17 protein-coding genes are annotated in these 26,504 nt (G+C 71.4%); 8 read left to right on the top strand and 9 right to left on the bottom strand.

Going from position 1 to position 26,504, the window contains the following annotated elements; all coding sequences use genetic code 11:
• Positions 1-7: 7 nt before the first annotated feature.
• The gene (locus GNZ18_RS17275; protein ID WP_156217450.1) at positions 8-772 is read right to left on the bottom strand and encodes a hypothetical protein; all 765 of its coding nucleotides are present in this window, start codon (positions 770-772) and stop codon (positions 8-10) included.
• Positions 773-1,052: 280 nt separating this feature from the next.
• Between GNZ18_RS17275 and GNZ18_RS17270 the strand changes: the two genes are divergently transcribed.
• Both GNZ18_RS17270 and GNZ18_RS17265 read left to right on the top strand, forming a co-directional pair.
• Positions 1,053-2,069, top strand: coding sequence for a DUF5753 domain-containing protein (locus GNZ18_RS17270; RefSeq protein ID WP_156217449.1), 1,017 nt, complete (start codon positions 1,053-1,055; stop codon positions 2,067-2,069).
• 69 nt (positions 2,070-2,138) lie between these two features.
• Positions 2,139-2,969 carry an SAM-dependent methyltransferase gene (locus GNZ18_RS17265; protein WP_312874579.1) on the top strand — a complete coding sequence of 277 codons (831 nt, stop codon included), beginning with the start codon at positions 2,139-2,141 and terminating at the stop codon, positions 2,967-2,969.
• 8 nt (positions 2,970-2,977) lie between these two features.
• On the opposite strand, the gene GNZ18_RS17260 is transcribed toward GNZ18_RS17265, so the two are convergent.
• Together GNZ18_RS17260 and GNZ18_RS17255 are read right to left on the bottom strand one after the other, a co-directional pair.
• Positions 2,978-3,844 (bottom strand): helix-turn-helix transcriptional regulator, encoded by an 867-nt coding sequence (locus tag GNZ18_RS17260; RefSeq protein WP_173390793.1) that lies wholly within the window; start codon positions 3,842-3,844, stop codon positions 2,978-2,980.
• 191 nt (positions 3,845-4,035) lie between these two features.
• Positions 4,036-4,548 carry a MarR family winged helix-turn-helix transcriptional regulator gene (locus tag GNZ18_RS17255; RefSeq protein ID WP_156217448.1) on the bottom strand — a complete coding sequence of 171 codons (513 nt, stop codon included), beginning with the start codon at positions 4,546-4,548 and terminating at the stop codon, positions 4,036-4,038.
• A 94-nt stretch (positions 4,549-4,642) separates the two neighbouring features.
• Between GNZ18_RS17255 and GNZ18_RS17250 the strand changes: the two genes are divergently transcribed.
• Positions 4,643-5,839 (top strand): FAD-dependent monooxygenase, encoded by a 1,197-nt coding sequence (locus GNZ18_RS17250; RefSeq protein WP_156217447.1) that lies wholly within the window; start codon positions 4,643-4,645, stop codon positions 5,837-5,839.
• 3 nt (positions 5,840-5,842) lie between these two features.
• On the opposite strand, the gene GNZ18_RS17245 is transcribed toward GNZ18_RS17250, so the two are convergent.
• Both GNZ18_RS17245 and GNZ18_RS41240 read right to left on the bottom strand, forming a co-directional pair.
• Positions 5,843-7,606 carry a hypothetical protein gene (locus GNZ18_RS17245; protein WP_156217446.1) on the bottom strand — a complete coding sequence of 588 codons (1,764 nt, stop codon included), beginning with the start codon at positions 7,604-7,606 and terminating at the stop codon, positions 5,843-5,845.
• Complete coding sequence (locus tag GNZ18_RS41240; RefSeq protein ID WP_216651326.1) at positions 7,603-10,395, bottom strand: hypothetical protein; 2,793 nt, start codon at positions 10,393-10,395, stop codon at positions 7,603-7,605. The genes GNZ18_RS17245 and GNZ18_RS41240 overlap by 4 nt, the downstream gene beginning before the upstream one ends.
• A 213-nt stretch (positions 10,396-10,608) precedes the next feature.
• On the opposite strand from GNZ18_RS41240, the gene GNZ18_RS17235 reads away from it, so the two are divergent.
• Positions 10,609-11,790, top strand: a complete 1,182-nt coding sequence (locus GNZ18_RS17235; protein WP_156217445.1) for an MFS transporter — start codon at positions 10,609-10,611, stop codon at positions 11,788-11,790.
• 281 nt (positions 11,791-12,071) lie between these two features.
• Here GNZ18_RS17235 and GNZ18_RS17230 read toward each other — a convergent pair whose 3' ends face one another.
• Complete coding sequence (locus tag GNZ18_RS17230) at positions 12,072-12,749, bottom strand: response regulator (RefSeq protein WP_156217444.1); 678 nt, start codon at positions 12,747-12,749, stop codon at positions 12,072-12,074.
• Positions 12,746-14,779: a sensor histidine kinase gene (locus tag GNZ18_RS44015; RefSeq protein WP_216651325.1), complete on the bottom strand. Its 2,034-nt coding sequence runs from the start codon at positions 14,777-14,779 to the stop codon at positions 12,746-12,748. The genes GNZ18_RS17230 and GNZ18_RS44015 overlap by 4 nt, the downstream gene beginning before the upstream one ends.
• 129 nt (positions 14,780-14,908) lie before the next feature.
• On the opposite strand from GNZ18_RS44015, the gene GNZ18_RS17215 reads away from it, so the two are divergent.
• Together GNZ18_RS17215 and GNZ18_RS17210 are read left to right on the top strand one after the other, a co-directional pair.
• Positions 14,909-17,362, top strand: a complete 2,454-nt coding sequence (locus tag GNZ18_RS17215; protein WP_156217443.1) for a carbohydrate-binding protein — start codon at positions 14,909-14,911, stop codon at positions 17,360-17,362.
• Positions 17,363-17,785: 423 nt separating this feature from the next.
• Entirely contained in the window at positions 17,786-18,493 is a 708-nt protein-coding gene (locus GNZ18_RS17210) for a VWA domain-containing protein (RefSeq protein WP_156217442.1), read from the top strand.
• A gap of 599 nt (positions 18,494-19,092) precedes the next feature.
• Here the strand turns inward: GNZ18_RS17210 and GNZ18_RS17205 are convergent.
• Positions 19,093-20,370 (bottom strand): acyltransferase family protein, encoded by a 1,278-nt coding sequence (locus tag GNZ18_RS17205; RefSeq protein ID WP_156217441.1) that lies wholly within the window; start codon positions 20,368-20,370, stop codon positions 19,093-19,095.
• Between the two features lie 162 nt (positions 20,371-20,532).
• Here GNZ18_RS17205 and gdhA point away from each other — a divergent pair, with 162 nt between their 5' ends.
• Positions 20,533-21,909, top strand: coding sequence for an NADP-specific glutamate dehydrogenase (gene gdhA, locus GNZ18_RS17200; protein ID WP_156217440.1), 1,377 nt, complete (start codon positions 20,533-20,535; stop codon positions 21,907-21,909).
• 1,147 nt (positions 21,910-23,056) lie between these two features.
• Here the strand turns inward: gdhA and GNZ18_RS17195 are convergent.
• On the bottom strand, positions 23,057-24,301 hold the full coding sequence (locus GNZ18_RS17195; RefSeq protein WP_156217439.1) for an MFS transporter: 1,245 nt from the start codon (positions 24,299-24,301) through the stop codon (positions 23,057-23,059).
• 297 nt (positions 24,302-24,598) lie between these two features.
• On the opposite strand from GNZ18_RS17195, the gene GNZ18_RS17190 reads away from it, so the two are divergent.
• Entirely contained in the window at positions 24,599-26,503 is a 1,905-nt protein-coding gene (locus GNZ18_RS17190; protein WP_156217438.1) for a RiPP maturation radical SAM C-methyltransferase, read from the top strand.
• The last annotated feature ends 1 nt before the right edge of the window (position 26,504 follow it).

Here is a 26,504-nt window from a genome sequence, read left to right as displayed (position 1 = left end):
GTCGGGGTCACCGGGGTCGCGCCGGGGGGAGCCACAGCCAGGCGCGGGTGCGGGTCTCCTTCACCCTGACCCGGATGGGGCGGTAGGCGTCGTGGTCGACGCGGCCGTCCCGGTGGCCCGCCTCGCGGAACAGCGAGTCGCTGACGATCACACCGAGGTCGGCGCTCGGCGTCTCGGCCATCGCGCGCCGGAACGCCGGGGCCTCCAGATGGCGGAACAGGTCGACCGGCGCGCGTCCGACGACGCCGTGCGCGTCGTGGTCGACATGGCCGTAGTGGACGGCGGCGCGCAGCCGGAGCCGCAGGTCGGGGCCCGCGTCCCGGTTCTCGCGGCGCAGGTGGGCGGCCAGGTCGTGGGCGAAGGGGTCCAGCAGGTCGCAGGGGTCGGCGTCGTCGGGGGCCACGATGAACGCGCCGTCGCCCCGGTCCTCGTGGTGGCAGTCCGACAGCGTGAGACCGGTGGCGCCGAGCGCGCGTTCGACCTGCGTGTACATGTTCTCGCGCAGCCTGATCTGGATGCGGGTGTCGCGGCCGGGGGCGCCGAAGGCGACGATGTCGACGGCGACCAGCGCCTTGTGCGTGGGACGCGGCAGGGGGACGTCGTCGAGCTGGTCGTCGGCCCAGAAGTCCTCCAGCTCCCAGGCGCTGAGGTGCTCGACGGGCACGTGCCGCAGCCTCCGCCCGGTCCGGGTCGCCCAGACCACGAACAGCGCCTTCGCCGCCTCACGCCATACGGGGTCGTCCTCATCGAAGATCGGTAGTGAACGCGGCATCGGTCGAATTCCCCCTCCGGGCGGATCGGCCTTACAAGACAGATCCTGCTCATACGAAGGAGCGGATGTGGGCGACTGGAGCAACCTCGGACAAAGAAGAACGCCAAACCCGCCGCACCCCTGAATCCGATCATGACTGAATGGTCATAAACCGAGTCTCGTTCGGCAACTCGGACGAAAGAGTCGTTTGTTGATTTATCACACAGTTGCACCCCGTGTACGGTTGCACGGTATTGTTGCCCCCCAGCGCGGCCGTGGAGATCGCTAGAAAGGCACACCTATGCCGGATGAGCGCGTGCGTATCGTCGAAGCTTTCTCACGTCAACTGGAAGCGGCTTACCACAGGGCCGCAATCAGCAGTTACCGGGAGCTGGCGAGGAGGCTCGACAAGGTCGAGGCCGCGGACCAGCCCGGCCGGAGGACCCACCTGAGCCGGACGGCCGCCTGGGCGATTCTCCGGGGAAGGCGCAAGCGCATGCCGTCCTGGGACCAGGTCTCCCTGCTCGCGCGCGTGTTCCAGGCGGCCGCCGTCGAGCGGCGTATTCCCGTCGAGGAGGTGGGGACGCTGGCCGAGTGGAAGGCCCGCCACGAGGTGGCCGTGACCGCCTACCGCCTGACCCCGGCGTCCAGCCCCGATCTGACGCCCGTGCCGGCCACGGGGGACACCGGCGCCCCTGGATCCGTGGTCACCGGCCCGCCGACCTGGTGGTACCGCTTCCACGGTGTCGTACGGCCCTGGTTCAGGAGCTACCTGACCCATGAGCCGCTGTCAGACCTGATCATCGGCTACGAGCCGTTCTATGTGCCCGGCCTCCTCCAAACCCGCCAGTACGCGACCGAGGTCATCAGCGGCACCTACGGGCATGAGCCCGCCGACCGCCTCCTCCAGCGCATCGAACTCCGGATGCTGCGCCAACAGCACCTGGCACGCACCAACGGGCGCCCGCAGATGTGGGCGATCATCAACGAGGGCGCCCTGCGGAACCCCCTGGTCGAACCGGCGACGATGCGGGGCCAGGTCCGGCGCCTCCTCCACAGCGGGCCGCACGTCCGCCTACAGATCCTGCCGATCTCCCACCCCGCCCACGACGAGGCCGCCAAGCCCATCACGATCTTGCGTTTCGGCTCCTTCAAGCTCCAGGACCTGATCTTTATCGAGGACACCGACAGCGCGCTCTACCCGTCGGACGAGGAAGATCGCGCGCGCTACCAGAAGAAGATCCAGGAACTCGGCCTCGCGGCGCTACTGCCCGAACCGTCCCGGGCATTGCTGCGCAGTATCGAGAACGAACTCTGAACTCTCGCTACGCGAGTTGCCCGCACCCACGGACAAGCCCAGTATGGAAGCGGAACCTGGGGAGGCGACGTGGGCAGCGAAGAAGAGTTCTTCAGCGAGGCGGCGAAGGAGCATGCCGGCGGTATCGACACCTCCGTCCCGCATTCGGCGCGGATATGGAACTACTGGCTCGGCGGCAAGGACAATTTCCCCGTGGACCGCGCGGCGGGAGACCAGTATGTCCAGACATTCCCTGGCATCATCGACATCGCGCGCCTCACCCGCTACTTCCTCAAACGCTCGATCGCCTTCCTGGCGGACGAGGCGGAGATCGACCAGTTCCTCGACGTCGGCACCGGGCTGCCGACCGTCGACAACACCCACGAGGTCGCGCAGCGCCTGGTGCCCGACGCCCGCGTCGTCTACGTCGACAACGACCCGCTCGTCCTGCTGCACGCCCACATCCTGCTCACCGGCACGCCCGAGGGGGCCACCGACTACGTCGAGGCCGACCTGCACGACCCGGACGCGATCCTGGAGGGCGCCGACCGGACCCTCGACCTTTCGCGCCCCGTCGGGCTGACGGTCATGGGCGTGCTCGGCCATATCGGGAACGACGACGAGGCCGCCGCGATCGTCTCGCGGCTGATGGACGGTCTCGCCCCGGGCAGTTGGCTCGCCGTCGCGGACGGTTCCAACAACATCTCCACCGAGTTCTCCCAGGCGCAGCACGACTATGACGAGGGCGGCTCCGTCCCCTACAAACTGCGGTCGGCCGACCAGGTCCGCCGCTTCTTCTCGGGGCTGGAGCTGGTCGAGCCGGGGCTCGTCCCGTGCCTGGAATGGCGTCCCGAGGTCGCCCCCGTGGCGGCGCCGCCCACCGTCCAGCCGCTGGTGGGAATCGCACGGAAAAACGCCTGAGAAAAGGGTCAGTGCGCTTCCTGGGCCGCGGCGGTCGTGTCGGGGAAGCGGCTTCCGCCCAGCACCGAGAGCAGCCGCAGCTTCTCGTGGCCCTCGGTGCGCGGCGGGGCGGTGAGCACGAGCAGCACCTGCGACTGGTCCTCGGTGAACAGGGACTGGCAGTCCAGCTCGATCTCGCCCAGTTCGGGGTGGACGAGCGTCTTGTGCTCCTCGAACCGCTTGCCGACCTCGTGCCGCTCCCACAGGCCGGAGAACTCGGCGCTCTCCTTCTGCAACGCGCGGACGAGGTCGCCCGCGCGCGACCTCGCCCCCATCGACCCGTAGGCGACGCGCAGGTTCGCGACCTGCGAGCGGGAGTGCCGGGCGTGGTCGCGCTCGGGGTAGACCCGCCGCGCCCGCGGGTCGGTGAACCAGCGGTACGTCGAGCTGCGGGCGAGGCCCGTGTAGGACGACCGGTCGCCGAGCAGCGCGTCCGCCATCCGGTTCTGGACGAGCGCCTCCCCGAGGTTCGACAGGATGAGCGCCGGGGTGTCGGCGAGGCGGTCCATCACCCGCAGCAGCCCGGGGGCGACGTGCGTCGCGACCGACACCGCGTCGGGGGCGCTGTGCCCGGCCACCCGGAACAGGTAGTCGCGCTCGTCGGCGTTCAGCCGGAGCGCGCGGGCCAGCGAACCGAGCATCTGCTCGCTCGGCTGCGGGCCGCGCCGCTGTTCGAGCCGCGTGTAGTAGTCGGTCGACATCACGGCGAGCGAGGAGACCTCCTCGCGCCGCAGTCCCCGGGTCCGGCGGCGCGGGCCCGGGTTGAACCCGACGTCCTCGGGTCGCAGCGCCTCGCGCCGCCGCCGCAGGAAGTCGGCCATCGCTGCACGGTCCATGCGCTCCATTATCCGCGGACGGCGCGGGCGAACCAGGGAGCGCGGATCCCCCGATAGCGGGCCCGGCGAGCGCCGAGGCCGCACCCGGGACTGAACGTCCTGGTCACGACGGCGGGCCTGGGCGCGTTGAGGACCGGTGCCCCCTGCGGAGGCGACGATCCTCTCCGCCCCTCGGGCCCGGGCTCCGGACGTCAGGTCGCGTCGTCGTCGAGCGTCGCCAGGTGGACGGTGAGGTCGTCGACGAACCGGCCGAGGAGGCGCTCGAAGGCGCGGCGGTCGCCCTCGGGCCAGCCCGCGAGGGCGTCGCCGAACCAGCCGAAGATGGTGCGCATGTAGCGGTCGGTCACCTCGCGGCCCTGCCCGGTCGGCTCGACGAGGCGGGCGCGCTGGTCGCCGGGGTCGGTGACGCGGCGGACCAGCCCGCGCCGCTCCAACTCGTTCACCTGCCGCGTGACGTGGGGCCCGACGACCTGCATCCGCGCGGCGATCTCGCCGACGCGCAGCGGCTCGTCCGCCATATGCAGGACGAGCAGCGCCGACATCGCCGGGCGGTCCACCGAGCCCCCCGCCGCCTCCAGCGCGCGCTCGGTCAGCCGGCCGCGGTTGAGCGCGTTGCTGAGCTGGGTCAGGCGGGGGAGCAGTTCTCGCAGGTAGCGGTCGCGTCCGGCGTCGTCGCCTCCCGTCCCGGGGTCGCGGGTGTCCATCGTCACTCCAATACATACCTAAGTTAGGTATATGGTAGCCGAGACGGCAGAAAGATACCTAAGGTAGGTATCTAGTTCCCGAGGAGGCACCACGATGGACTCGACCGCACGCCGCACGGCCCTGGTGTCCGGGGCCAGCATCGCCGGACCCGTGATCGCCTACTGGCTCGGCCGCCACGGCTGGGACGTCACGCTCGTCGAGAAGGCGCCCGCGATCCGCGACGGCGGCTACCCCGTCGACATCCGGGGGCCCGCGCTGGACGTCGTCCGCCGCATGGGCCTGATCGAGCGGCTGGAGGCCCTCCACGTCGACACGCGCCAGAGCACCTTCCTCGACGCGGACGGCCGTCCGGTCGCCGTCATCGACACGGGCGACCTCGTCGGCGGGGTACGCGGACGCGACCTGGAGATCCCCCGGGGCGAGCTGGCCGCCGCCCTGCACTCGGCCGTGCCCGACGGCGTCGAGCTGATCTTCGACGACTCCATCGAGACCCTCCACGACCACGACGGCGGCGTGGACGTGACGTTCCGCGGCGGAACGCGGCGCACCTTCGACATCGTCGTCGGCGCCGACGGCGTCCACTCCCGCACCCGGCGCCTGGCGTTCGGGCCCGAGGAGCGCTACCACCGCCATCTCGGCTGGTCGTTCGCCGGTTTCAGCTCCTCCAACGAGCTGGGCCTCGCCCACGAGAGCCTGATCTGGAACACGCCGGGCCGGATGGCCGCGCTCTACGCGCCCGGCGACGGCGACCGCGTGTTCGCGATCCTCGGCTTCAGCTCGCCCTCGCCCGCCGTCCACCGGGACCCGGACGCGCAGCGCGCCGTCGTCGCCGAGGCGTTCGCCGGTCTCGGCTGGCGGACCCCCGGCCTGGTCGAGGCCATGCGCGCGGCGGGCGACCTGTTCTACGACTCGGTCGGCCAGATCCACATGCCGCGCTGGTCCGGCGGACGCGTCGCGCTGGTCGGGGACGCCGCCTACGCGCCCTCGTTCCTGTCGGGGCAGGGCACCGGCATCGCGCTGATCGGCGCGTACGTGCTCGCGAACGAGCTGGCCGCCCGCCCCTCCCACACCGAGGCGTTCGAGGCGTACGAGAGCGGGCTCCGGACGTTCGTGGAGAGGAACCAGGCGATCGCCGACGTCTCCCGCCCCGTCCTCAACCCGGCGACCGAGGAGGAGCTGGCGCTCCGCGACCGGGCGCTGCGCGACCCGTCGAGCATCCCCTCGGGGAACGCGGTGCGGGGCGCCAACGACTCCTACGTCCTCCCCGACTACCCCGCGCCCGCCCTGTAGGGGTCAGGGGCCGAGGCATTCCTCCAGGAACGCGCGGCTGCCCGGGTTCTGCGGCTCCACCGCGAACACGTCCCCGCCGTAGGCGGCGACCTCGTGCTGCCAGGCCGCGTAGCGGTTCGCCTCCTTCCCCGCCTGCTCGCGGACGTCCTTGCGGACGACATCGGGCTGCTTGTCCCACTCCGCGAGCACGTACTGCCGCCAGGACGGCGCGGTGAACGGCGGCGCCGCCCAGAACGCGGTGTAGTCGCCGCGCGGCAGCATCGTCACCTCGGCCCCGGCACCGCGCAGCGCGGTCATCGTCGCCTGCGGCGGGCCGCCGGTGTAGGGCGAGTGCACGATCATCGCCCGCATCCGGCGCCCCGCGCGGGCGGCCTGCCGCGCCGCGTTGACCAGGCCCTGCTCGTGCTCGGCGAGCCGGCCGTCGTCGAGGGAGATCATGCGGGCCACGTCGGCGGGGTTGGCCGCCACCGCCTTGCTCGCGGCCGCGCCGCCCAGGCTGTACCCGGCGATCCACAGCAGCGGGTCGAGGGCGAACGCGGGGGACGCGCCGCCGAGCGACATGGGCGCGATGCCGTCCCGCCCGGCCATGGCCTGGTTCCGCCCGCCGACCGCGCCGCGCGCCGCCAGCAGGTGCAGCGCCCGCTCGACGCGCGCGGACAGGCCGGGCGCGAGCGCGGCGGCGTAGGCCGGGTCGAGGCCGCGCGCGGTGGGCCACGGCAGGAACAGCACGCGCTGCTCCCCGGCCTCCGGCAGCAGCCGCGCCGCCGACCTCGCGAGGTTGTCCTCCACGCCGATCGGGAGGGAGGGAAGCCGGTCGCTGGGCCTCGGGAACGGCTCCTCGGGTTTGTGGAACGCCGAGGCGAAGTCGTACAGCTCCGGCGAACGCGGGCTGTAGTGGACGATGCTCGCCGCCTGCTGCCGGTTGCGCCCGCGCAACAGGTAATGCGCGAGCTGCTCCATTCCGAGCTTCGCGTGCGTCCGGTCGCCGAGCCCGGACTTGTCGGTGGACGAATAGGCGTAGGCGCTCGCCACCGGGCGGAAGAGGACCGCGCCGCCCAGCCTCGTCCGCGGCGGCAGCTCCTTCCCCGCCGACGGCGGGATCACGGCGAACCACACCAGCGGCGCGCCCCAGGTGCTGGCGAGCACGCGCAGGCCGTCGGGGCGTCCGGCACAGGCGGGGTCGAGGTACCAGGGGCAGAAGTCCCAGGTGGAGACGCCCTGGCCGGGCGGCACGGTGGTGTCCTGGAAATGCAGGTCCCACCAGAGCGCGGTGACGTCGAGGAAGTCGGCGCGCACGCGCGGCTGGCCGCGCCCGTCGGTGGTGAGCAGCGGGTGGCGGCCGGTGAACAGCGACGTCCCCCCGGCGTGCACGAACGGCCTGCGCCCCGGCACCGTCCCCGGCCCGCCCGACGGGCGCAGGTCCACATGGAACCGGGTCAGCGCGTGCTCGACGAAGGTGACCGCCCCATCGGGCGAGACGCGCAACAACTGCACGACTTCCAGCGACCGGCACTGCTTGCCGTCCACGACCGTGTCGACGGTGAACTCCAGCCGCAGCGGGGTGTCGGCCGGAACGTCGAACGCCACCGCCGTGTCGCCCGGATCGACCGCCAGCGACGGCAGGCCGCTGCCCGGGGTGTGCCAGGGCGCGTCCGCCGGGAGGTCGCCGAACACCTCCAGCGACACGGCGCCGTCGGGCCTGCCCGCCGGGGAGCGGCGGTCGAGGAGGAAGTGGGCCTTGTCGGCCCACGCCACCCGCAGCCTCACCGCTGCTGGCCGGTCTTCGGGTCGTACTCGACCTCCACCGCGACGACCTGGTCGGTGGGCAGCACCTCGACCCACTGGTCGAAGATCTGGTAAGGCTCCGCGGGCCGGAAACCGCCGTCCAGCGGGTCGAAGCCCGTCTCGAACACCTTCTCCGTCGCCAGCGTCACCGCCACGTCGCCGTTCTTGGTCTGGAGCTCCTTGGCGAGCAGGACGAGGACCTCGCCGACCTTCTTGCCCCGGTACTCGTCCGGGTCGCCGGGCTGCCACGGGTAGGGACGGCCGAGCCCCGCCTCCCCCTCGACGTTCGCCTTCGACAGCCAGGACAGCGCGTCCAGCTCGTGCCTCGGCCGGACGGGCAGCACCGCCTTCACCCACGCCGCGTTCAGGAACTCGTTGCGGCGCTCGTCGCCGTCGGCCTGGATCAGCCAGCCGAGCGAGCTGCCCATCGGCGCGGGCTGGGTGTTCTCGGTGACGAGGTAGTTGACGCGCCACTCCTTCTGCTGCGCGGGCGGCGGCGTGGGCGGCTCGCCGGGCGCGGGCGGCGCGGGCGCGGACGGCGGCAGCGTGTCGGAACTGGTGTGGGAGTACCAGCTCAGCACCGTCTCCCCGGCCAGCGGATCGGCGGCGGTCGTCGTCCAGACCGGCTGGGGCACCGGGTAGCGGCCGGAGGTGTCGGGCCCGGCCGGGTCGGACAGGTAGTCGGGCCGCCAGAAGTCGGGCGCCACGAAGTACAGCATCTGGTCGATGTCGAAGATCTGCCGGATGATCTCCGACTCCAGATGCGGGTCGGAGGGGATCAGCCGGAGCTGCCTGATCAGGCTGGCGAACACCGCCTGCCGCTCCTCCTCGCGCAGCTCGGCGGCGGGCCGGGGCCGGATCCCGCTCACCAGGTTCAGCCGGGTCCGCACGGCCTCCCCGTACGCCTTGCGCTGCAACTCCGCGACCTGCTCGTCGTAGAGCTTCTTCGCCGCCTCGTACTCCTGCTGCGCCGGGTCGACGCGGGGCGGGTTCCAGGTCAGCGAGTGGACGAGCGTGACCGCGCCGGTGCCGCCGAAGCTCACATGGTCGCACTTGATCGTGATCGCGGCGGGGTCGGTGCCGTCGATGCTGTAGTGCGCGTCGAACGCGGTGTCGGAGCCGTTCGCCGACTTGCACGAGATGAACCGGATCAGCGCCGTGTTCGGGTCGAGGGTGTAGCCGGGGGCCGGGGGGCTCGGCCTGACCTGGAGGTTCCCGACGATGTACTCGTCCTCCTCGCCGCGTCCCATCCGTCCGGTGTTCTCGTCGATGCGGCTCCAGAACGCGTCGTTGTGGGGCGGGTTGTTGTTGGCGATCGGGAACATCTGGATGTTGTAGACGCAGGTGTAGTTCACCTCCTTGCGCTCCAGTTTCGGCGGCTTCACCGGCTCGCGCAGCGACGTGAGGTCCGGCGCCGGGACGACGTGGACCAGCTCGCCGAGCCCGAGCAGCCGCCCGGGGGCCACGACGGTCCGGGGCGGCGCGCCCGAGGCGGGCGCGGCCGGGGACGGCGCGCCCGGCGGCTGCGCGCCCGGGGCAGGCGCGCCCGGGGACGGCGCGCCCGGGGGCTGCGCCGCGCCCGGCCCGAGGAACACCTGCCAGCTCAGCTGCGTGCCGATGTGCTGGACCTGCACCCCGACCTTGCGCATCTTGCGGCGCAGCTCGTAGTTGAGGAGCTTGCCCGTGGTGTTCTGCACGACGTAGCGGCGGCTCGTCGTGTCGGTGGTCTCGGTGACGGTCTTGAACGTCGTCCTGAAGTTCCGCTTGATCTCGCTGCTGACCTTGGAGCTCTGCGTCCTGGTGTGCTTGTGCGTCTCCTCCGACGACCGCTTCGTGGTGTTCTCGGTGCTGAAGCTCGCGCTCGCGTCGGCGTGGTAGATCCCGGCGAACTTCCCGCCCGCGCTGACGCTCGCGCCGAGCTTGGTGTCGTTCGCGTTCTCCTCCTTGACCGCGTCGGCGACGTCGTCCTGCGAGGTCAGGCTCTCCTCGGACTTGCGGGTCGCCTCCTCGGACTGCTCGGCCGTCCGCTCCACCAGCGTGCGCCGCGTGCTGGTCTCCACGACCTCGACCGTGCCGCCCGGGCTCAGCCACAGGTGCCCGGCGGGCGGGCCGAGGAAGGTGTCGAACTCGAAGAAGTACTGCCGGAACAGGTTGACCAGCCCGACCGGCGACAGGATGCCGTCCGTGGGCGGGTCCTGCGCGGCCAGCTCCGCGAGGGCCGGATGGGCGAGTTCGCGCGCCGCGTCCCCGGCGAAGGCGTCCCTGCCCACGTCGAGGCCGAGCGCGGCGGCGACCCGCAGCGAGGCGTCGTTGCCGAACCACCCGGCCAGCGGCTGGTACACGCCGAAGACCTCGCTCGCATAGGGCAGCGTCCCGGCGAACTCCCCGACCGGCCTGCCGCTCCCCGTGCCGGACGCCCGCGCCGGAGAGGCCATCGTCTGGACGTTGTCGGACGTCCCGCCCGCACTCGTCGCGAACGGCTGCACCGCCCACGGCCGCCCGCCCTGGGCGGTCACCACGAACAGCTCCCGGTCGGCCTGGCCGGGCGGCGCGACGAACGCGATCGTCTGCTGGCCGCCGCCGGGGGAGATCGTCCGTCCGGCGTACTGCCTGCTGACCGCGGCGGACCGTTCTAAGAACATGCCGCGCAACGCGGGCACGGCGGGATAGGACGCGGGGTCGCGCACGTCCACGTCCGCCGGGAGCGCGATCGCGATCCGCTGCCCGGGGATCAGATCCGGCGGGCTCCCCGCCACCGTGTACGACCACACCTGAAGAGCCGAATCCGCGCCCAAAGGCGCCTTGCCGGCGAACGTGACCACCAACGCCATAGCGAACCCCCTGCCAGAGCCTGCACGCACCGTAGCGTGACGATCACGCTTCACAGGGTCCCGCGACCACTCCCGGCCACCGCCCCCTCGACAACGCGACGCGATCTTGCTCCACTTCTTCGTGGGCGGCTTGATCACCACGACGGGAGCCGAATGCACTCCGGACGGGACTTCCGGATCTTCCTCACCGCGCAGACCCTCTCCGCCCTCGGCGACGCCTTCTCCTTCGTGGCGATTCCGCTGCTGGTGCTGCGGGCGACGGGGTCACTCGTCCAGATGGGCGCGGTCACCGCCCTGGTCGGCGCCTCCTCCATCCTCACCGGCCTCTTCGCCGGATACCTCGCCGACCGCGTGGACCGCCGCGCCCTGCTGATCACCTGCGACATCGCCCGCTGCCTGCTCTACGGCCTGATCCCCCTGGTCTGGCTCTTCTCCCCCCAGGTCTGGCTCCTCTACGCGATCATGCCCCTCACCGGCGCCTTCGCGATGCAGTTCCAGGTCACCTACGTCACGGTGGTGCCCGGCCTGGTCAAGGAGGACCAGATAACCAAGGCAAACGGCCACCTCTATTCGGCGTACTCGGTAGCGGGCGTCGCCGGCCCCCTACTCGCCGGCCTGGTATCCGCCCTTGTAGGCCCCGCAATGGCAATAGCCGTGGACGCGACCAGCTTCGCCCTCTCCGCCGCCGGCATAGCCCTCATAAAATTCCGCGCCACACCCCAAACCCCACCCCACCAAACCCCCCTCAAAGACTTCCTGGCAGGAGCCGAATTCCTCTGGCGCCACCCAGCACTACGCGCCCTCACAGCCCTGCTCTCATTGCTCATCTTCATCACCTACGGCCTGACCGACCTCATCATCTATTACCTGAAGCACGACCTGGGCCATTCCGACAGGACCGTCGGCTACGTCCTGGCCGCCGCGACCCTGGGCTCCCTCCTGGCCGCGACGACCGTCGCGTCCGCACGCCGCCACCTGGGCTTCGCGGCCTGCTGGATCGGCTCATGGGCCCTGTGCGGCACCGCGATCGCCTTCCTGGGCCTGTCCCCCGGCGTCCTCCTGGTCGGCGCCCTCGCGGTCGTCCAACTGTTCGCCACCGGTACAGCCGGAATCTGCTCAATGTCCTTCCGCCAAGAGGTAACCCCCGACCACCTCCTAGGCCGCGTCACCGCCTCCTTCTGGACAATCCACAACACCCTGGGCCCCCTAGGCGTAGCAGCCCTAACCGGCGCCGCCTCCCGCTACGGCATAAAAACAGCCTGCCTAACAGCCGGCACCCTCTGCACCCTGACAGCCCTAACCGCCCTAAAAACCCCAATCCGAACCCCCAATTAACCCAACAACAACAACAAACAACCACCCCCCACAAAACCCACCCCACCCCACTCCACCTCCCCCGCCCCGCAACCTCCCTAACACCAAACAACCCCACCCCGCCCCACAAAAAAACTCACCCCGCGATAAACAACCCACCCCGTCGTAGCCGCGCTCCAGGAACAGCCGGAGCGCCGTGTCCGCGATCGAGCGGCGGGTAGCCGCCTTCTTGCGCTCGCGCTGGCCCACCACAACCCTCGCCCCTCGCCCCTCGCCCCTCGCCCCTCGCCGGAGCGTGGTCTTCAGTGGTCGGCGGCGTCGTGGGCGAGGATGGCGAGCTGGATGCGGTTGGACAGATCCAGCCGCGTCAGCGCGCTGGAGATGTGGGCCTTGACGCTGCTCACCGACATGTAGAGGCGCTCGGCGATCTCGGAGTTCGCGAGTCCCTCGGCGACGGCGGCGGCGACCTCGCGTTCGCGCCGCGACAGCGCGGACATGCGCTTACGCGCCTCAGCGGAGCGGACGTTCTCCACCGGTCCCGTGGTGAGCCGGTCGATCAGCGTGCGGGTCACGGTCGGGGAGAGCACCGGTTCGCCCCTGGCGGACCGCCGCACGGCGTCGACGATCTCGTCGGGCCCCGCGTGCTTGAGTAGGAAGCCCGCCGCCCCGGCGCGCAGCGCGGCCACGACGTTGGCGTCGTCACCGAACGTCGTCAGAACGATGACCGCTGGCGCACCGTCCCCACGAGCGGAGAGCGCTCGGGTCGCGGCGATGCCGTCCAGATACGGCATCCGCACATCCATCAGGACGACATCGGGCAGCAGGCGGGACACCGCATCGACGACGCCGGTACCGTCGGCGACCTCCCCCACCACCTCCAGGTCGGTGGCGCCGCGCAGCATCAGCCGCAGCCCGGTGCGCACCAGCGGGTCGTCATCAACGAGAAGTACCCGTACCGGGGCGGACGGCCGATCGGTCATGCCGGCCACGGTAACCGGACGGCCAACCGGAAACCCCCCTCGCGCGGCCCATGCTCCAGAGTCCCACCGTCCAGCGCCACCCGTTCCCCCAACCCGGCCAGCCCCCGCCCCGCACCAGGCAGAACCACGCCGCCAGCATCAACCAACGCGGCGCCATCACCTGTCGACCCGACAGCCGCCCCGGTCATCGCCGTCACAGCCTCGGCCACCACGGTCGCCCGAGCCTCCCCCCTGACAGCGGCAGCATTCGCCAGCACGCCCCGTCCCGTCGTCGATCCCGGTATCGCGGCGCCAGCGGAACCGGCCAACGCGACGTCTACCGCCGCAGGGCAAGCCTCAGCCACCCCGGGTACAGCCACCTCCACCGCAGCAGCCGAATCCGCCGAAGAGACAGCGGGGTCCTTCGGCAGAGCGACGGCCTTCGCCGACGCGGATACGGCCTCCCCCACCACAGCAGCGACATCCCCCAACACGGCAGCGGGTCCCGCCGGCACGGCGGCAGCCTCCACCGCCGCAGGGGTGGAGCCCGCCACCACCAAGGTGCCATCAGTCAACGTGGCGCCGATGGTCACAGGGCCAGACACCGCCAGCGCGGGTGCAATCTCCTCCAACGCAGCAGCAGCATCCCCTAGCGCGGCACCAGGAACCCTCGGCACACCAGCGGCCTCCGCCGACCCAGGCATGGAGCCCGTCACCACCAGGGCGCCATCGGTCAACGTGGCGCCGATGGCCACAGGGCCAGACACCGCCGGCGCGGGTGCGATCTCCTCCAACGCAGCAGCGGCATCCCCTAGCGCGGCACCAGGAACCCCCGGCACACCAGCGGCCTCCGCCGACCCAGGCATGGAGCCCCTCACCACCAAGGCGCCATCGGTCAGCGTGGGGGCGGGCTCAGTCAGCGTGGAAGCGTTGTCGGGTATCGGGTTGGTGACCACCACCTCTAGGCCGGTGCCGGGTCGGCCGGTGAGGCGGACGGTGACCGGAGCGTCGGGGGCGTGTTTGCGGGCGTTGGTCAGGCCCTCCTGGACCGTGCGGTAGGCGGTGCGCTGTACCTGCGGACGCGGCGGGACCGGCGCGTCGAGGACGTCCCCGCCGTCGAACGCGACCCGCTGCCCGGCGGCCCGCGCCTCCTCGACCAGACCGGCGATCTCCGTCATGCGCGGTTGTGGCCGCGCGAGGGACGCGGAGGCGTCGTCGGGATCCTCGGCGTCGTCCGAACGCAGCACCGCGAGGACGTCACCGAGTTCGTCGAGGGCGAGGCGGGCGTTGCCGCGGATGACCTCGACCGCCTCCCGCACCTCGGCGGCCTCAAGCGGCGGCCCCTTCCCCGTCTCGGCCTGGGTCGTCCGGTAGGCCAGCGCTCCGGCGTGCATCGCCAGCAGGGAGACGCGGTGCGCCAGCACGTCGTGCATCTCGCGGGCGATCCGGGCACGCTCGGCCCGGCGGGCGTCGGCGAGCCGCAGCGCGTGCTCGCGCCGTCGCCGTTCCTCCTCCAGGCGCGCTCCCTCCGCCAGGCGGCGCCGGGCCCGGACGGCCACGCCCCACCCGAGCGGCGCAGTGAAGATCAGCAACAACGCCACCGCGTTCTGCCCGCCGGAGCTGCCCGGCGGCGGGAACAGCAGCCCGAAGGGCACGACCACCAGCAGGTTGAGGCCGGTGGCCAGCGCGGCGGCGGGCCATTCCCGGTGGACGGCCACGGTGAGCACGGCGACGGCGGCGGCACCGGTCGCGGCGGCCGTCACCGCGAGCAGTGGCGCCATCAGTAGGGCCAGCCCCAGCGGGAAGCGTCGCCGCAGGCACAGCGCCAAGCAGGCGACGGCGCCGAACCAGGGGTCGGCCGTGACCGTCCAGCCGGGCAGGCCGTCCTGCTGCGGAAGGGTCCGCTGGACATCCGCCCACACCAGCCACGCGCCGCCGAGCAGGGCGATATCGACCGCCCAGTCCCGCATGACGCGGCGGTGCCTGAGCCCGGCGGGCGGCGTCCACCACGTCCCGCCCGTGGCGGCGAGGGCTTCGCGAATTCGGTGCATGAGCCGAGCCTAGGGACGGTCCGAGCGGACGGGCAGTAGCCGATCGGCCTTTGGTCGTGGCCACCTGGCCAGAATCGATGGCCGCCTGGCCGAGGACGCGACCCGGACCCCGGTGGTGTGCTCGACGGCATGAAGGTCATCAACACACCCGGCGCCCACGGCAAGGTGGCCGCCGCGATCACTGTGGCGCTCGCGCTCGGCCTGATCGGCACGGCCGGGCCGCAGGCGGACGCACGCGCCGCCGCGACGGCGATCAAGATCGAGGGCGAGGCTCCGACCCGGGCCGACATCCCGTCCGCGTCCGACCGGCGGGCGTCGGGCGGCAGATATCTGGCGCTGGCCACGGCCCGCCGTCCGGACGGACGGGGCTGGTACGCCACCTACACCGTCCATGCCCCGGCCGCCGGCCCCTACAGCCTGGAGGCGACAATGTCCTCCCCGCTGGAACAGGCGGAGGACACCGAGACCGGCTCCCCGATCAACCTGGCGGTCAACGGCGGTCCCTCCACCCAGGTCTCCAAATCCCAGGCGTACTGGTCGGACGCCCCCCGAGCCTGGGGCGACCTCTACCGGCTGGGCCTCGGCGACGTCGAGCTGCATCGCGGCGTCAACGAGATCACCTTCAGGATCGACGAGCCCGTCGCCTTCGAGGGGGCGGTGCTCCACCGCTTCCTCCTCGACTCCTTCACGCTGACGCCGACGCCGCTCGCCCTGTCGGACGTCCATATCCAGGATCCCGCCACCAATCTCGGCATCTACCGCTCAAAGGCGGATCTGCGTTTCCGCCTCAACGCGCACACGGCGGCCCCCCAAACCGTCCGGTACGACATCCGTGACCACCGCTCCTCCCGGGTCGCCTCGGGGACCGCCACGATCCCCGCCGGAGCCACGACGGCGACCCTCGCGCTGCCGAACTTGCCGCCGGGCCACTACACAACGAGCGCGACGCTTTCCGGGAAGACACTGGTCGGACGCTTCGCGAGGCTGCCGGAGCAGCGACCCGTCCAGGGTTCCGGCAACCGGTTCGGCGTGAACACCTGGGCCCACGCGGTGGTGCCGTCGGCCCGGAGGGACGCGCTGGCCGACGCGCTGCGGCAGATGGGGGCGGGTTACGTGCGCGACGGCCGGTCCTGGCCCGCCACCGAGCCGCGCCGGGGCCGCTACGCTCCGACCCCGCAGGACGGCGTCATCGCCGCGATGCACCGCCACGGCCTCAAGTCGCTGGAGGTCATCGAGGGTCCGCCGGAGTGGGCGATGACACCGACCTCCGTCCCGCTCCCGGCCGACCTGCGCGACGCCTACAGATACGGGCGGCACGTCGCGGGCAAACCCTCCGGGGTCCGGCCCGACGTGGTCCAGATGTCGAACGAACCCGACGTGGACGACACCGCGAGCACCGGCGACCAGCAGGCCGCCTACGTGAAAGCGGCCGCCCTCGGCGTGGCGGCCCGCCGCGACCGTCCGCTCATCGCACTGCCGGGCATCGCGGACATAGGGCCCTACCAACAGCTGATGCTGCGGAGCGATGTCGTCCGGTACGCCGACATCTGGTCATTCCACGGCTACCCCTGGCCTCCGGGAACGCCCGACCCCGATGTCCCGAGCTCCGCCGGCGACCAACACGAACTCTGGCGGCGCCACGGTGAGGGGACCGCGAGGTGGATGACCGAATCCGGGATCTTCCTGCCGGTCCAGCCCGGGCAGGATCCCACCGGGGCGCGGCAGTCCGAGCAGGCGCGGTACCTGGTCCGTTCGGCCGTCGAGGATCTCGCCGACGGGGTGGACAAGCACTTCTGGTTCGCCGGGCCGCCGCTGACCGATGACGGGTTCACGTTCTCGATGTTCAGCCGAGCCTTTCAGCCGCTGCCCGCCTACAGCGCGCACGCCGCCCTCACCGGACTGCTGGGAAGGGCGGACTTCGTCTGGCGGCTGCCGGGCCTGCCCGCGGGAGCCAGCGGGCACGTCTTCGACAGCGGTACGCAGAACGTCACGGTGCTGTGGGCGGCCAAACCCACCCAGGTGCAACTCCCGATATCCGGACGGGTGGACCGCTACGACCTGATGGGCGCCCCCCAGGGCCCAGCCGAGCGCGCCACGGACGGAACCCTGCACATCACAGCCTCACCCGACCCGATCTACCTGGTGTCGCAACGCACCGAACGCCGACCGCACCGTCCGCACGGCGAGCAGCAGCTCCGGCGCGCCCCGTCTGCGGCGGAGCAGGTCGTGCTCAGCCAGCGGTACGCCGCCGCCAACGCCGCCCCCGGCAAGGACAACGGCAACACCGAACCGCCCGTCGGCTACCGAATGGGCACCACCACGCGCATGTGGCTCGACGCCTACAACTTCGGTAACCGTCCACAAAAGATCAGCTTGTCCGGCCGTGTCTCCAACGGCTGGACGATCCGCCCCGGTGCCGCCACGACGATCACGATCCCCCCACAAGGTCGTGTCAGCGTGCCCTTCACCATCACCGCAGGTACCCGTCCCCGCCCCGGCATCGACTACGACCTCACCTTCACCGGCACACTCGCGGGCCGTCCGATCCCGCCGTCGGCCTCCTGGATCCAACTCAAACGATGACCCACGCCCACGATCACCCCGACCACACAAGAACCAGCGATCCAACGGCCTCGCCCATGCCCAACCAGCACACAATCCCAACCACACATGGACGAGCGGCTCGACAGCCCCAAACCAAACCCACCCACCGCGGCCCCAACACCCAAAGACGAGCGATCGAACCGCCCTTGTCGACGACGACCATCGCCTCAATCACACAGCAGCGGCAGTCCGACCACTACGAACAGCCATCGCAAACCCGACTACACACAGGGACGAGCAGTCCGACCGCTCTTGCCCCAGCTGACCATCGCGGTTCCAACCACTCGGGAACTCCCGGTTGGACCGTTTTAGCCGCAGTCGGCCATCGCGCCTCAGAAGATCGCCGACGAGTGCATGCTGAGAGGCTCCGAACCGTCCCACCCCAGCTAGGAGCGTTGCTCGATGCCCATAAGCCTGGAGAAGGTCAATGCCACGGCCCCCGGCTTGGTCGACCTTTACAAGACCGCCAGAGTCAACCTCGAAAAGCGTGGTCTCGGCGGCGAGCGCGCCGCCGTCTACCTGGTGCTCGACCGGTCCGGCTCGATGCGGCGCTACTACAAGGACGGCACCGTCCAGCACCTGGCCGAACAGGCCCTGGCGCTCGCCGCGCACCTGGACGACGACGGCAAGGTCCCCGTGGTGTTCTTCGACAAGGCCGCGTACCCGCCAGTGGAGGTCGGCCTCACCCGGTACCAGGGCCGGATCAACGAGGAACACGAACGCCTCGGGCATATGGGCACCACGAACTACGCCGCCGCGATGGAGGCGGTCATCGCCCACTACCGGGAGACCGCCCCCGCCGCACCGGCGTTCGTGATCTTCCAGACGGACGGGTCGCCGGACTCGAAGACGGCGGCGGAGAAGGTCCTCTGCGGCGCGTCCACGCTGCCGATCTTCTGGCAGTTCATCGGCTTCGGCAACGACGAGTTCCGGTTCCTGCACAAGCTCGACGACCTTCCCGTCCCGCAGAAGCGCATGATCGACAATGCGGCGTTCTTCCCCGCCGGCCCCGAGCCGCGTGCGATCGCCGACGACGACCTCTACCACCAACTGATGACCGAGTTCCCCTCATGGCTCGCCGACGCACGCGCCGCCGGAATCGTGAAGTAGGGGGGCCACGCCGCAGAGGCCAGTGCCGGAGGTGAAGAAGCCGAGGAGACCAGACAACTGCCCGAGCGTTGAGCTGGGGGCTGTGTCAGGTGCCGGGACGTGCGCCGTGAGTGGCGCGCCATAAGTGGTACGCAGCTGGCGTTACGCACACGGGCGGGATGAGGCCGCATGGCATGTGTCGAAGCGGGAGGGTGATGGCGCGAAGCGGCGTGTGCTGCGCACGTGGGAGAGCGCGCGGGAAGGGTCCACGGTCCGCAAGCGAGGCGGACGGCGGCGACACGCACGGGAGGCGGTGCACGGGAGGGGCGGTGCACGGGAGGGGCGGTGCACGGGAGGCGGCGCACGGGAGGGCGGTGCGACGTGCGGACCATAGGGCGTGCGGGCCGGTTGGCATGCGGGCCGCGGGGGCGCGAGCGTCGGGGGTGTTGAGGCCGGGCGGCGTGAGGGCCGGGCGATCTGCGGGCCGGGCGATCTGCAGATGGGGCGGTGTGAGGGCCGGGGATGTGCGAGTCGGGGGGTGTGTTGGGCAGACGGTAGGCGGGTCGGGGGTGGGCATGGTGGGTGATCTGTGGGGGTGGTGTGGTGGTGGGGTTAGGGGGTTAGGGGGTTAGGGCGTGGGGGGCTTGGTCTGTGGGGGGTGGAGGGGTTGGGGGTGGAGCCGGTGGGGGGACCAGGCGGCGGGTCAGGCGGCGGCCTAGGCGTTGGGCCGGGGTCTCGATCCAGCGGTGGCAGGCCCAGCTTGCGGTGACCAGGACGGTGACGAAGGCGGCCAGGCCCAGTTTGTTCTCGTGGTTGCTGGTGCCGAGGAACTGGGTGTCCACCATCAGCAGGATCGGGTGCAGGAGGTAGATCGAGTAGCTGGCGGCGCCGAGGGTGATGGCCCAGCGGGGGAAGCTCCGGCCGCGCAGCAGCCAGGCGGCGCCGAACGTCAGGGCGGCCAGGACGATCGGGAGGGTCCAGGTGAACTGGTTGTTCCAGGCGCGGGTGGAGGAACCCGCGTGCACCGTTCCGGCGGCGATCCCGCCCGCGAGGACGACGGCGACGGTGACGGCGGCGGCGCGGCGGCTGATCTGGCGGTGTTCGGCGCGGTAGAGGACGGTTCCGGTGAACATGATCGCTAGGAGGGTCAGCCCCTCCCAGGCGTAGACGCGGCTGTTGGCGGCCGCCAGCGCGGCGGCCAGCAGGCCGCCGAGGACGCCGCCGACGACGCGCAGGCCGGGGCGGTCCGACACGGCGGCGGCGATCGAGATGACCAGACCGATGGTGACGGCGGCGACGAGGGGGCCGATGCCCGCGGTGCGCGAGAGCAGGGTGGAGGGGATGAGGCCGCCCACGAGCACCGCGGCCAGTGCGAATCCGGAGGCGACCGGCGCGGAGCGGCGGTGCCCGCCGACGACGAACAACCCGACGATAAGGAGGTAGAAGGCCATCTCGTAGGTCAGCGTCCACAGGACGTTGATGGCATTGGGGACGGCGAGGAGATCCTGCAACATGGTCAGATGCGCCAGGACGGCTGTCACCGGGTCGTACTGTTCCAGCCCCGCGCGCAGCCCGAGGATGCCGAGGATGAAGGGGAGCACCGCCGCCAGGCAGCACAGCGCGAGCATGGGGTAGATGCGGAAGAAGCGTCCGATCCAAAAGCCCCGGACGCTGCCGCGGCGCTCCAGAGAGGCCGGTACGATATAGCCGCTGACCAGGAAGAACACGAGGACGCCGTAGCGGCCGGGGTCGAAGCGTTCGGCCATCCACCTCTGCACGTCCGGGATGTAGACATAGCTCGCGTGATGGAGCGCGACCGTGATCGCCGCCCATCCCCGCAGCGCGTCCAACCAGCCGAGTCGGGCGATTGCGGAGGACTCAACCGCATTGGGGATCATCCCGACAGAGTAGGGCGCATGGCGCCCTGGGGTGGTCCGGTTGTCAGATCATCCGGTCAAGGGGAAGCAGGCCGGCGTTCGCACCGCGCGGATGATCGCGGGGTGCGAGGATGGTGCTCCCGGGCAGGTACAAAGGTTGTTGTTCTGCGAAAGGAATCACCTATGCCCTTGTCCCCCCGCCTCCAGGCACCGCCGGAGACACTGGCCCTGCTGGAGGAGTCCTACGAGCGGGTCCTGCGCCGCGACCCGGGCGAGCCTGAGTTCCACCAGGCCGTCCACGAGGTGCTGGAGTCACTCCCGCCCGTGCTGGCCGCGCGACCCGGGCTCGCGGCCGCGAAGATGGTGGAGCGGGTCATCGAGCCGGAGCGGCAGATCGTCTTCCGCGTCCCATGGCAGGACGACGCGGGCGAGATCCACGTCAACCGCGGGTTCCGGGTCGAGTTCAACAGCGCGCTCGGGCCGTACAAGGGCGGGCTGCGGTTCCACCCGACGGTGAACCTCGGCGTGGTGAAGTTCCTCGGCTTCGAGCAAATCTTCAAGAACGCGCTGACCGGGCTCGGCATCGGCGGCGGCAAGGGCGGCAGCGACTTCGACCCGCACGGGCGCTCCGACGCCGAGGTCATGCGGTTCTGCCAGTCGTTCATGACCGAGCTGCAGCGACACATCGGCGACCACACCGACGTCCCGGCGGGCGACATCGGGGTCGGCGGACGCGAGATCGGCTACCTGTTCGGGCAGTACCGGCGGGTCACCAACCGCTGGGAGGCGGGCGTGCTCACCGGCAAGGGCCTGCCGTGGGGCGGATCCGCGGGCCGGACGGAGGCCACCGGCTACGGCAACGTCATGTTCACCGCCGAGATGCTGCGGCGGCGCGGGGAGGACCTCGACGGCCAGCAGGTCGTCGTGTCCGGCTCGGGCAACGTGGCGATCTACACCATCGAGAAGGCGCAGGCGCTCGGGGCGAACGTCGTCACGATCTCCGACTCCGGCGGCTACGTGGTGGACGAGAAGGGCATCGACCTCGACCTGCTCAAGAAGGTCAAGGAGGTCGACCGGGGCCGCGTCTCCGACTATGCCGAGCAGCGCGGCGACTCGGCGCAGTATGTGGCGGGCGGCAGCGTCTGGGACGTGCCCGCCGACATCGCGCTCCCGTCCGCGACGCAGAACGAACTGGACGAGAGCGCCGCGGCGGTGCTCGTCCGCAACGGCGTCAAGGCCGTCTCGGAGGGCGCGAACATGCCGGCGACGCCCGGCGCGGTGCACGTGTTCCAGGGCGCGGGCGTCGCGTTCGGGCCGGGCAAGGCCGCCAACGCGGGCGGCGTCGCGGTGAGCGCGCTGGAGATGCAGCAGAACGCGGGCCGCGAGTCGTGGACGTTCGAGCGGGTCGAGTCCGAGCTGTCGGGGATCATGACGTCCATCCACGACACCTGCTTCGAGACCGCCGAGCGGTACGGCGCGCCCGGCGACTACGTCGTCGGCGCCAACATCGCGGGCTTCGAGCGCGTCGCCGACGCGATGCTCGCGCAGGGCCTGATCTAGACCGCAGTCGATCGCGGGCCCGCCCAACGGCGACCTCGCCCAGGGCGGGCCCGTCCGGCAGCCGGTCCGCTTCGCAGCAGGGCTCGGCGCAGCGCGCTCGGCTGGGCGGGGCCGTCCGCTGTGCACCCTTTCCTGCGGCTCGCCGCCGCGGGCCAGCGCCTCGGCGTACGCGGCTCGGCTGGGACGCCCGTGTCCGGCAACCGGTCCGCCCTACAGCGGGCTTGCGCAGCGGGCCCAGCCTGGGAAAGGGCCGTCCAACGGCGGCCCTGTTGCAGCGATCGCGCCGCAGCCACTCAGGCGCAATGCCTCGGCGTAGTCGATTCGGCTTGGGGCGCGCTCGGCGTAGGCGATACGGCTAAGGCGGGCTCGCCTTGGGGCGGACTCGGCTTGGGGCGGGCTGTCTGACGACGGGGCCGCTTGCAGCGAGCTCGGCATGGTGAGTCCAGTGCAGTGGGCGGGGGTAAGGGCGCGCCCATCAGGCGCTTGGCATGACTTGCAGCGGGGCTGACTCAGCAGGTCTGGCTTGAGGAGCTGCCCGGCGGCAACCCCGACGCTGGCGCTGCGGGCGGCCCGGAGCGCGCCGTCCCGACGGCGGCGGTGCTCGGCGAGGAGGCGCTGGCGGCGGCCGTCCCGCTGCTCCAGCGGGTGGCGCTGTCGCGGGCGGCGCTGCGCCAGGACCATCGAGCGGGCTCGGTGTAACGGCTTCGGTGCAGCGCGCTCGGCATAGGCGCCTCGGTTTGGAATGGGCTTGGCTTGGGCGGCGCGTCCGAAGGCAGGGGCGCCTGCGGCGGGTTAGGCGTAGCGGGTTCGGCGCGACGAGCGCGAGGAGGGATCCCGTCTGGCGGATGGCCTGCATCGCAGCGGGCCCGGCTCAGCAGGGTTGGCTTGGGTCCTCAGACGGCGGTCCTCTTGCAGCGGGCGCGGCGTGGCGGCTTCGGTGGCGTGCGCTCGGCTTGGGAGGACCGTGTGAGGGCAGGTGCGCCTGCGGCGGGTTCGGCTTGGGTGGGGTGGTTGGCGACGGGGGCGCGTTGTGGCGGGCTTGGTGTTGGGGGCAGGGCAAGGGGTGCGGCGGGTCAGGTTGGGTTCGGTGGCGGTAGGGATGGCTTGCGGTGAGGGTGGCTTAGGCAGTTCGGTGTGGGGGCTGGGGTTAGGTTCTTACTGTTTCTCTGGGGCGGGACGTGGTGGTGGGTGCGAGGTGGCGGCGGTTGTTCAGGATGAACAGGGCTGCGGTGCCGGCCAGGGTGGCTGCCAGGAGGAAGGCGCCTTCGGGGCCGCTGCGTTCGGCCAGGAGGCCGGCCAGGGGGAGGGTGGCCGCCTGGCCGCAGTTGTTCATGGTGGACAGCCAGGTGTAGGTCTCGGCGGCGCGGCCCTCGGGGGCGACGACGCCGCCGATCCGGCCGAGGAGGGCGAGGGCGGGGGCGACGACGAGGCTGCCCAGGACGACCGCCGCGCCGGCCGGCCAGGGGCCCGGGGCCAGGGCGCCGAGGACGGACGCCGCCGCGAACCAGCCCGCGAGCACCGCCACATGGGAGGCCAGCGACCCCGGCCAGCGGCGCAGGCCGAACAGGAGGCCGCCCGCCAGGCTCGCGACGGCGGAGAACGCCATCACGACGCCGAGCAGTTCGGGGCGGTCGCGCTCTCCCGCGACGGCGGCGACGCCCACTTCGACCACCGCGAGCGCGGGCAGGAAAAGGAACGCGCCGAGCAGCAGCCGGCGGACGCCGCCGTCGGCGAGCGGGCCGAGCGTCCACAGGGCGCGGGCGGGCGGGGTGTCGACGCAGGCGCCGGCGAGGCGTCCGCTGGACAGCATCACCGCGACCCCGGCGGCGGTGCAGCCGCCCGCCGCCGCGAGCGGCAGCCAGCCCGCGACCGCGCCGAGCCCGCCGACCAGTAGCGGGCCGATGATGTAGACGGTCTCCAGGATGACGGCCTCGGCGGTGAAACCGGTGGTCAGCAGGTCGTCGGGGACGAAGACGGGCAGCGCGACCCGCAGTGCGGGCCCGGCCGGGGGCAGGGACGCGCCCGCGAGGAGCGCGCCCGTGAGGAGCAGGCCGGTCTCCGGCTCGGAGGTCGACCAGCAGATCGCCAGGAGGGCGAGCGCCGCGCACTGGGCGGTCGCGGCCAGGGAGAGCACCCGTCCGGGAGGAAAGGTGTCGAGGGCGCGGCCGAGCAGGGGGGTCGCGATCATCAGAGCGGCGGAGAACGCGCCGACCAGCAGGCCGGAGCGCGCGGTGCCGCCGGTGTCCTGGCCGAGCAGGAGGAGGGAGAGCCCGATGACGCCGACCGGCATCCGGGCGAGCAGATATCCGAAATACAGGCGCGCGGTGCCCGGAATGGCGAACAGGGCACGATAGGAGTTGGCGCTTCCCGTCCCCAGGTTCGGCCCCGTCATTTTCACCTCCAGCACCCAGGTAAGCACGGTCCGCACACGGCTTGGCGGAAAAGTGCCTGATCTTGGCCGACATCGGCCACCCCGGTGCGGTGGCCCTCGTCGCGGCGGGTAGAAAAGGTGCGTGAAACTTCCAGCCCAGAAGGGAGGACCCGTGAAGCGAAAGGTAATCCGTAAGCAGCAGACGGCCAGCCAGCGCCACGAGTTCTGACGGCTCCCGAGCGTGGCCGGGCCCCTTTTCGGGTTCGCGCCACGTTTCCGTCCGGCACTCGTTTCCCATCCACCACCGGAGGTCGACACGTGCGGGTGACCCTCGCGGTCATGCCCTGGCACCTCATGACCGCGCCGAACGGCGCGGCCGGCGTCCTGGCCGCGGCCCTCGCGCCGGACCACGAGGTCACCACGTACTACGGCAGCATTTCCTTCGCCGAGCACCTGCTCGGCGAGGCGGAAACGGCCGAGGAAGGCACCGCGCGAGCGCGATTGCTGCCCGAGGCGTACATGTACGTCGCCGAAGAGGGATTCACCGGCGGAATAGGTGAATGGCTTTTCACCGGCGCGCTCTACGGGCACCGGAGTTTCCCGGACGAGGCGTCCGCCGCCTGCGCCGCGATCGGCTTCGACCCGGACGTCGCGGAGCAGATCTTCGAGCTCGCCCCGGCGTTCGCCGACGCCGCGGCGCAAGAGATCATCGCGGGCCGTCCCGAGGTCGTGGGGTTCACCACGACGTTCTCCCAGACCATTCCGGCACTCGCGGTCGCACGGCGGCTGCGGGCGCTCGATCCGGACATCACGATCGTCTTCGGCGGCTCCAACTGCGACGACACCATGGGCGCCGCGCTGCACCGGTGCTTCCCGGAGATCGACTTTGTGGTGCGGCGGGAGGGCGAGGCGCCGCTGCGCTCGCTGCTGGCCGCGCTGGCCGAGGGCGACCAAGGGCGGCCGGCCTCGATTCCCGGCCTGTGCTGGCGCGACGCGGACGGGACGTCCCGCGCGAACCCCGAGGGCGGCGCGCTGCCGAGCGGCGCGCAGTTCCCGCCGATGGACCAGAGCGCCTATTTCGAGCGACTGGAGGAATCGCCGGTCGCCGACTACATCCAGCCCGCGCTGATGATGGAGTCGGCGCGCGGATGCTGGTGGGGCGAGCGGCACCACTGCACTTTCTGCGGGCTCTCCGATCTCATTCTGCCGTTCCGGTCGAAGGCGCCGGACCGGGTCGTCGAGGAGTTGCTCGCGGGCATCGAGAGGCATCAGGTGCTCGATGTTCTCACCACCGACAACATCGTTGACAAGAACTACTACGAAACGGTTTTCCCCACACTGGAGAAAAGCGATCTCGATCTGCGGGTGATGTACGAGATCAAGTCGAACATCACACCGGAGCAGGCGCGCGCGTTGCGCGGCGCGGGGGTCATCCAGGTGCAGCCGGGAATCGAGAACCTCCATTCGCTGCCGCTGAAGCTCATGCGCAAGGGCGTCACCGGCGCGAACAACGTCGCGACGCTTCGCGAACTCCAGGAGCAGAGCCTCACCGTGCTGTGGAACTACCTCGTCGGCTTCCCCGGCGAGACCGATGGGTGCTATCAGGAGGTGATCACCCAGATCCCCCTTCTGTACCATCTTCAGCCGCCGCTCGGCGCGCACCGCATCGCGCTCGAACGTTTCAACCCGTACTTCGACCACCCTGACCTGGGATTCGCCGAGCGCCGTCCGCGATCCTGGTACCGGGGCGTGTTCCCCGACCTGGGCGAACCGGACCTGAACGACGTCGCCTACCTCTTCGAGACGCCCGACCAGGGCGTCGGCGGCGCCACACTGACCGGGTTGAAGGCGGCGTTCGACGCCTGGCGCGAGGCGTACGCGACCTCGGCGCTCACCCACCGGGCCGTCGCCGGGCGGCTGCACCTGTACGACCGGCGGGCCGGGCGGCGCGCCGCCGACCACGTCCTGGACGAACCGGCCGAGGTCGCCGCCTACGCCGCGCTCGGGCGGGGCCGCTCGCCGGAGGGCCTCGCGCGGCACCTGTCGGCGGGCGGGTGGCCGGTCGACGCCGCCTGGGCCTCGGCGTTCATCGACGATCTCACCGCGCTCGGCCTCGTCTTCCGCGAGTCGGGGCGCGCGGTGACGCTGTCGACCGGGCACGACGCGACGGCGGTGCGCGGCACGGCCATCCCCACGCCCGCCATGGTCGGTGCGGGCACATGAT

The sequence above is a fragment of the Actinomadura litoris genome, from assembly GCF_009733595.1.
Taxonomy (GTDB): Bacteria; Actinomycetota; Actinomycetes; order Streptosporangiales; family Streptosporangiaceae; genus Spirillospora; species Spirillospora litoris.
The sequence above is the reverse complement of the archived record's forward strand: the minus strand, read 5'-3'. Positions and strand labels throughout refer to the sequence as shown.

What these genes read in the sequence shown, in the direction of transcription:
- GNZ18_RS17270 (WP_156217449.1), top strand. Translation starts at nt 1,053, where the DNA reads ATGCCGGATGAGCGCGTGCGTATCGTCGAAGCTTTCTCACGTCAACTG.
- GNZ18_RS17275 (WP_156217450.1), bottom strand. Translation starts at nt 772, where the DNA reads ATGCCGCGTTCACTACCGATCTTCGATGAGGACGACCCCGTATGGCGT.
- GNZ18_RS17250 (WP_156217447.1), top strand. Translation starts at nt 4,643, where the DNA reads ATGGACTCGACCGCACGCCGCACGGCCCTGGTGTCCGGGGCCAGCATC.
- GNZ18_RS17195 (WP_156217439.1), bottom strand. Translation starts at nt 24,301, where the DNA reads ATGACGGGGCCGAACCTGGGGACGGGAAGCGCCAACTCCTATCGTGCC.
- gdhA (WP_156217440.1), top strand. Translation starts at nt 20,533, where the DNA reads ATGCCCTTGTCCCCCCGCCTCCAGGCACCGCCGGAGACACTGGCCCTG.
- GNZ18_RS17230 (WP_156217444.1), bottom strand. Translation starts at nt 12,749, where the DNA reads ATGACCGATCGGCCGTCCGCCCCGGTACGGGTACTTCTCGTTGATGAC.
- GNZ18_RS17210 (WP_156217442.1), top strand. Translation starts at nt 17,786, where the DNA reads ATGCCCATAAGCCTGGAGAAGGTCAATGCCACGGCCCCCGGCTTGGTC.
- GNZ18_RS17205 (WP_156217441.1), bottom strand. Translation starts at nt 20,370, where the DNA reads ATGATCCCCAATGCGGTTGAGTCCTCCGCAATCGCCCGACTCGGCTGG.
- GNZ18_RS17260 (WP_173390793.1), bottom strand. Translation starts at nt 3,844, where the DNA reads ATGGACCGTGCAGCGATGGCCGACTTCCTGCGGCGGCGGCGCGAGGCG.
- GNZ18_RS17255 (WP_156217448.1), bottom strand. Translation starts at nt 4,548, where the DNA reads ATGGACACCCGCGACCCCGGGACGGGAGGCGACGACGCCGGACGCGAC.
- GNZ18_RS44015 (WP_216651325.1), bottom strand. Translation starts at nt 14,779, where the DNA reads ATGCACCGAATTCGCGAAGCCCTCGCCGCCACGGGCGGGACGTGGTGG.
- GNZ18_RS17215 (WP_156217443.1), top strand. Translation starts at nt 14,909, where the DNA reads ATGAAGGTCATCAACACACCCGGCGCCCACGGCAAGGTGGCCGCCGCG.
- GNZ18_RS17235 (WP_156217445.1), top strand. Translation starts at nt 10,609, where the DNA reads ATGCACTCCGGACGGGACTTCCGGATCTTCCTCACCGCGCAGACCCTC.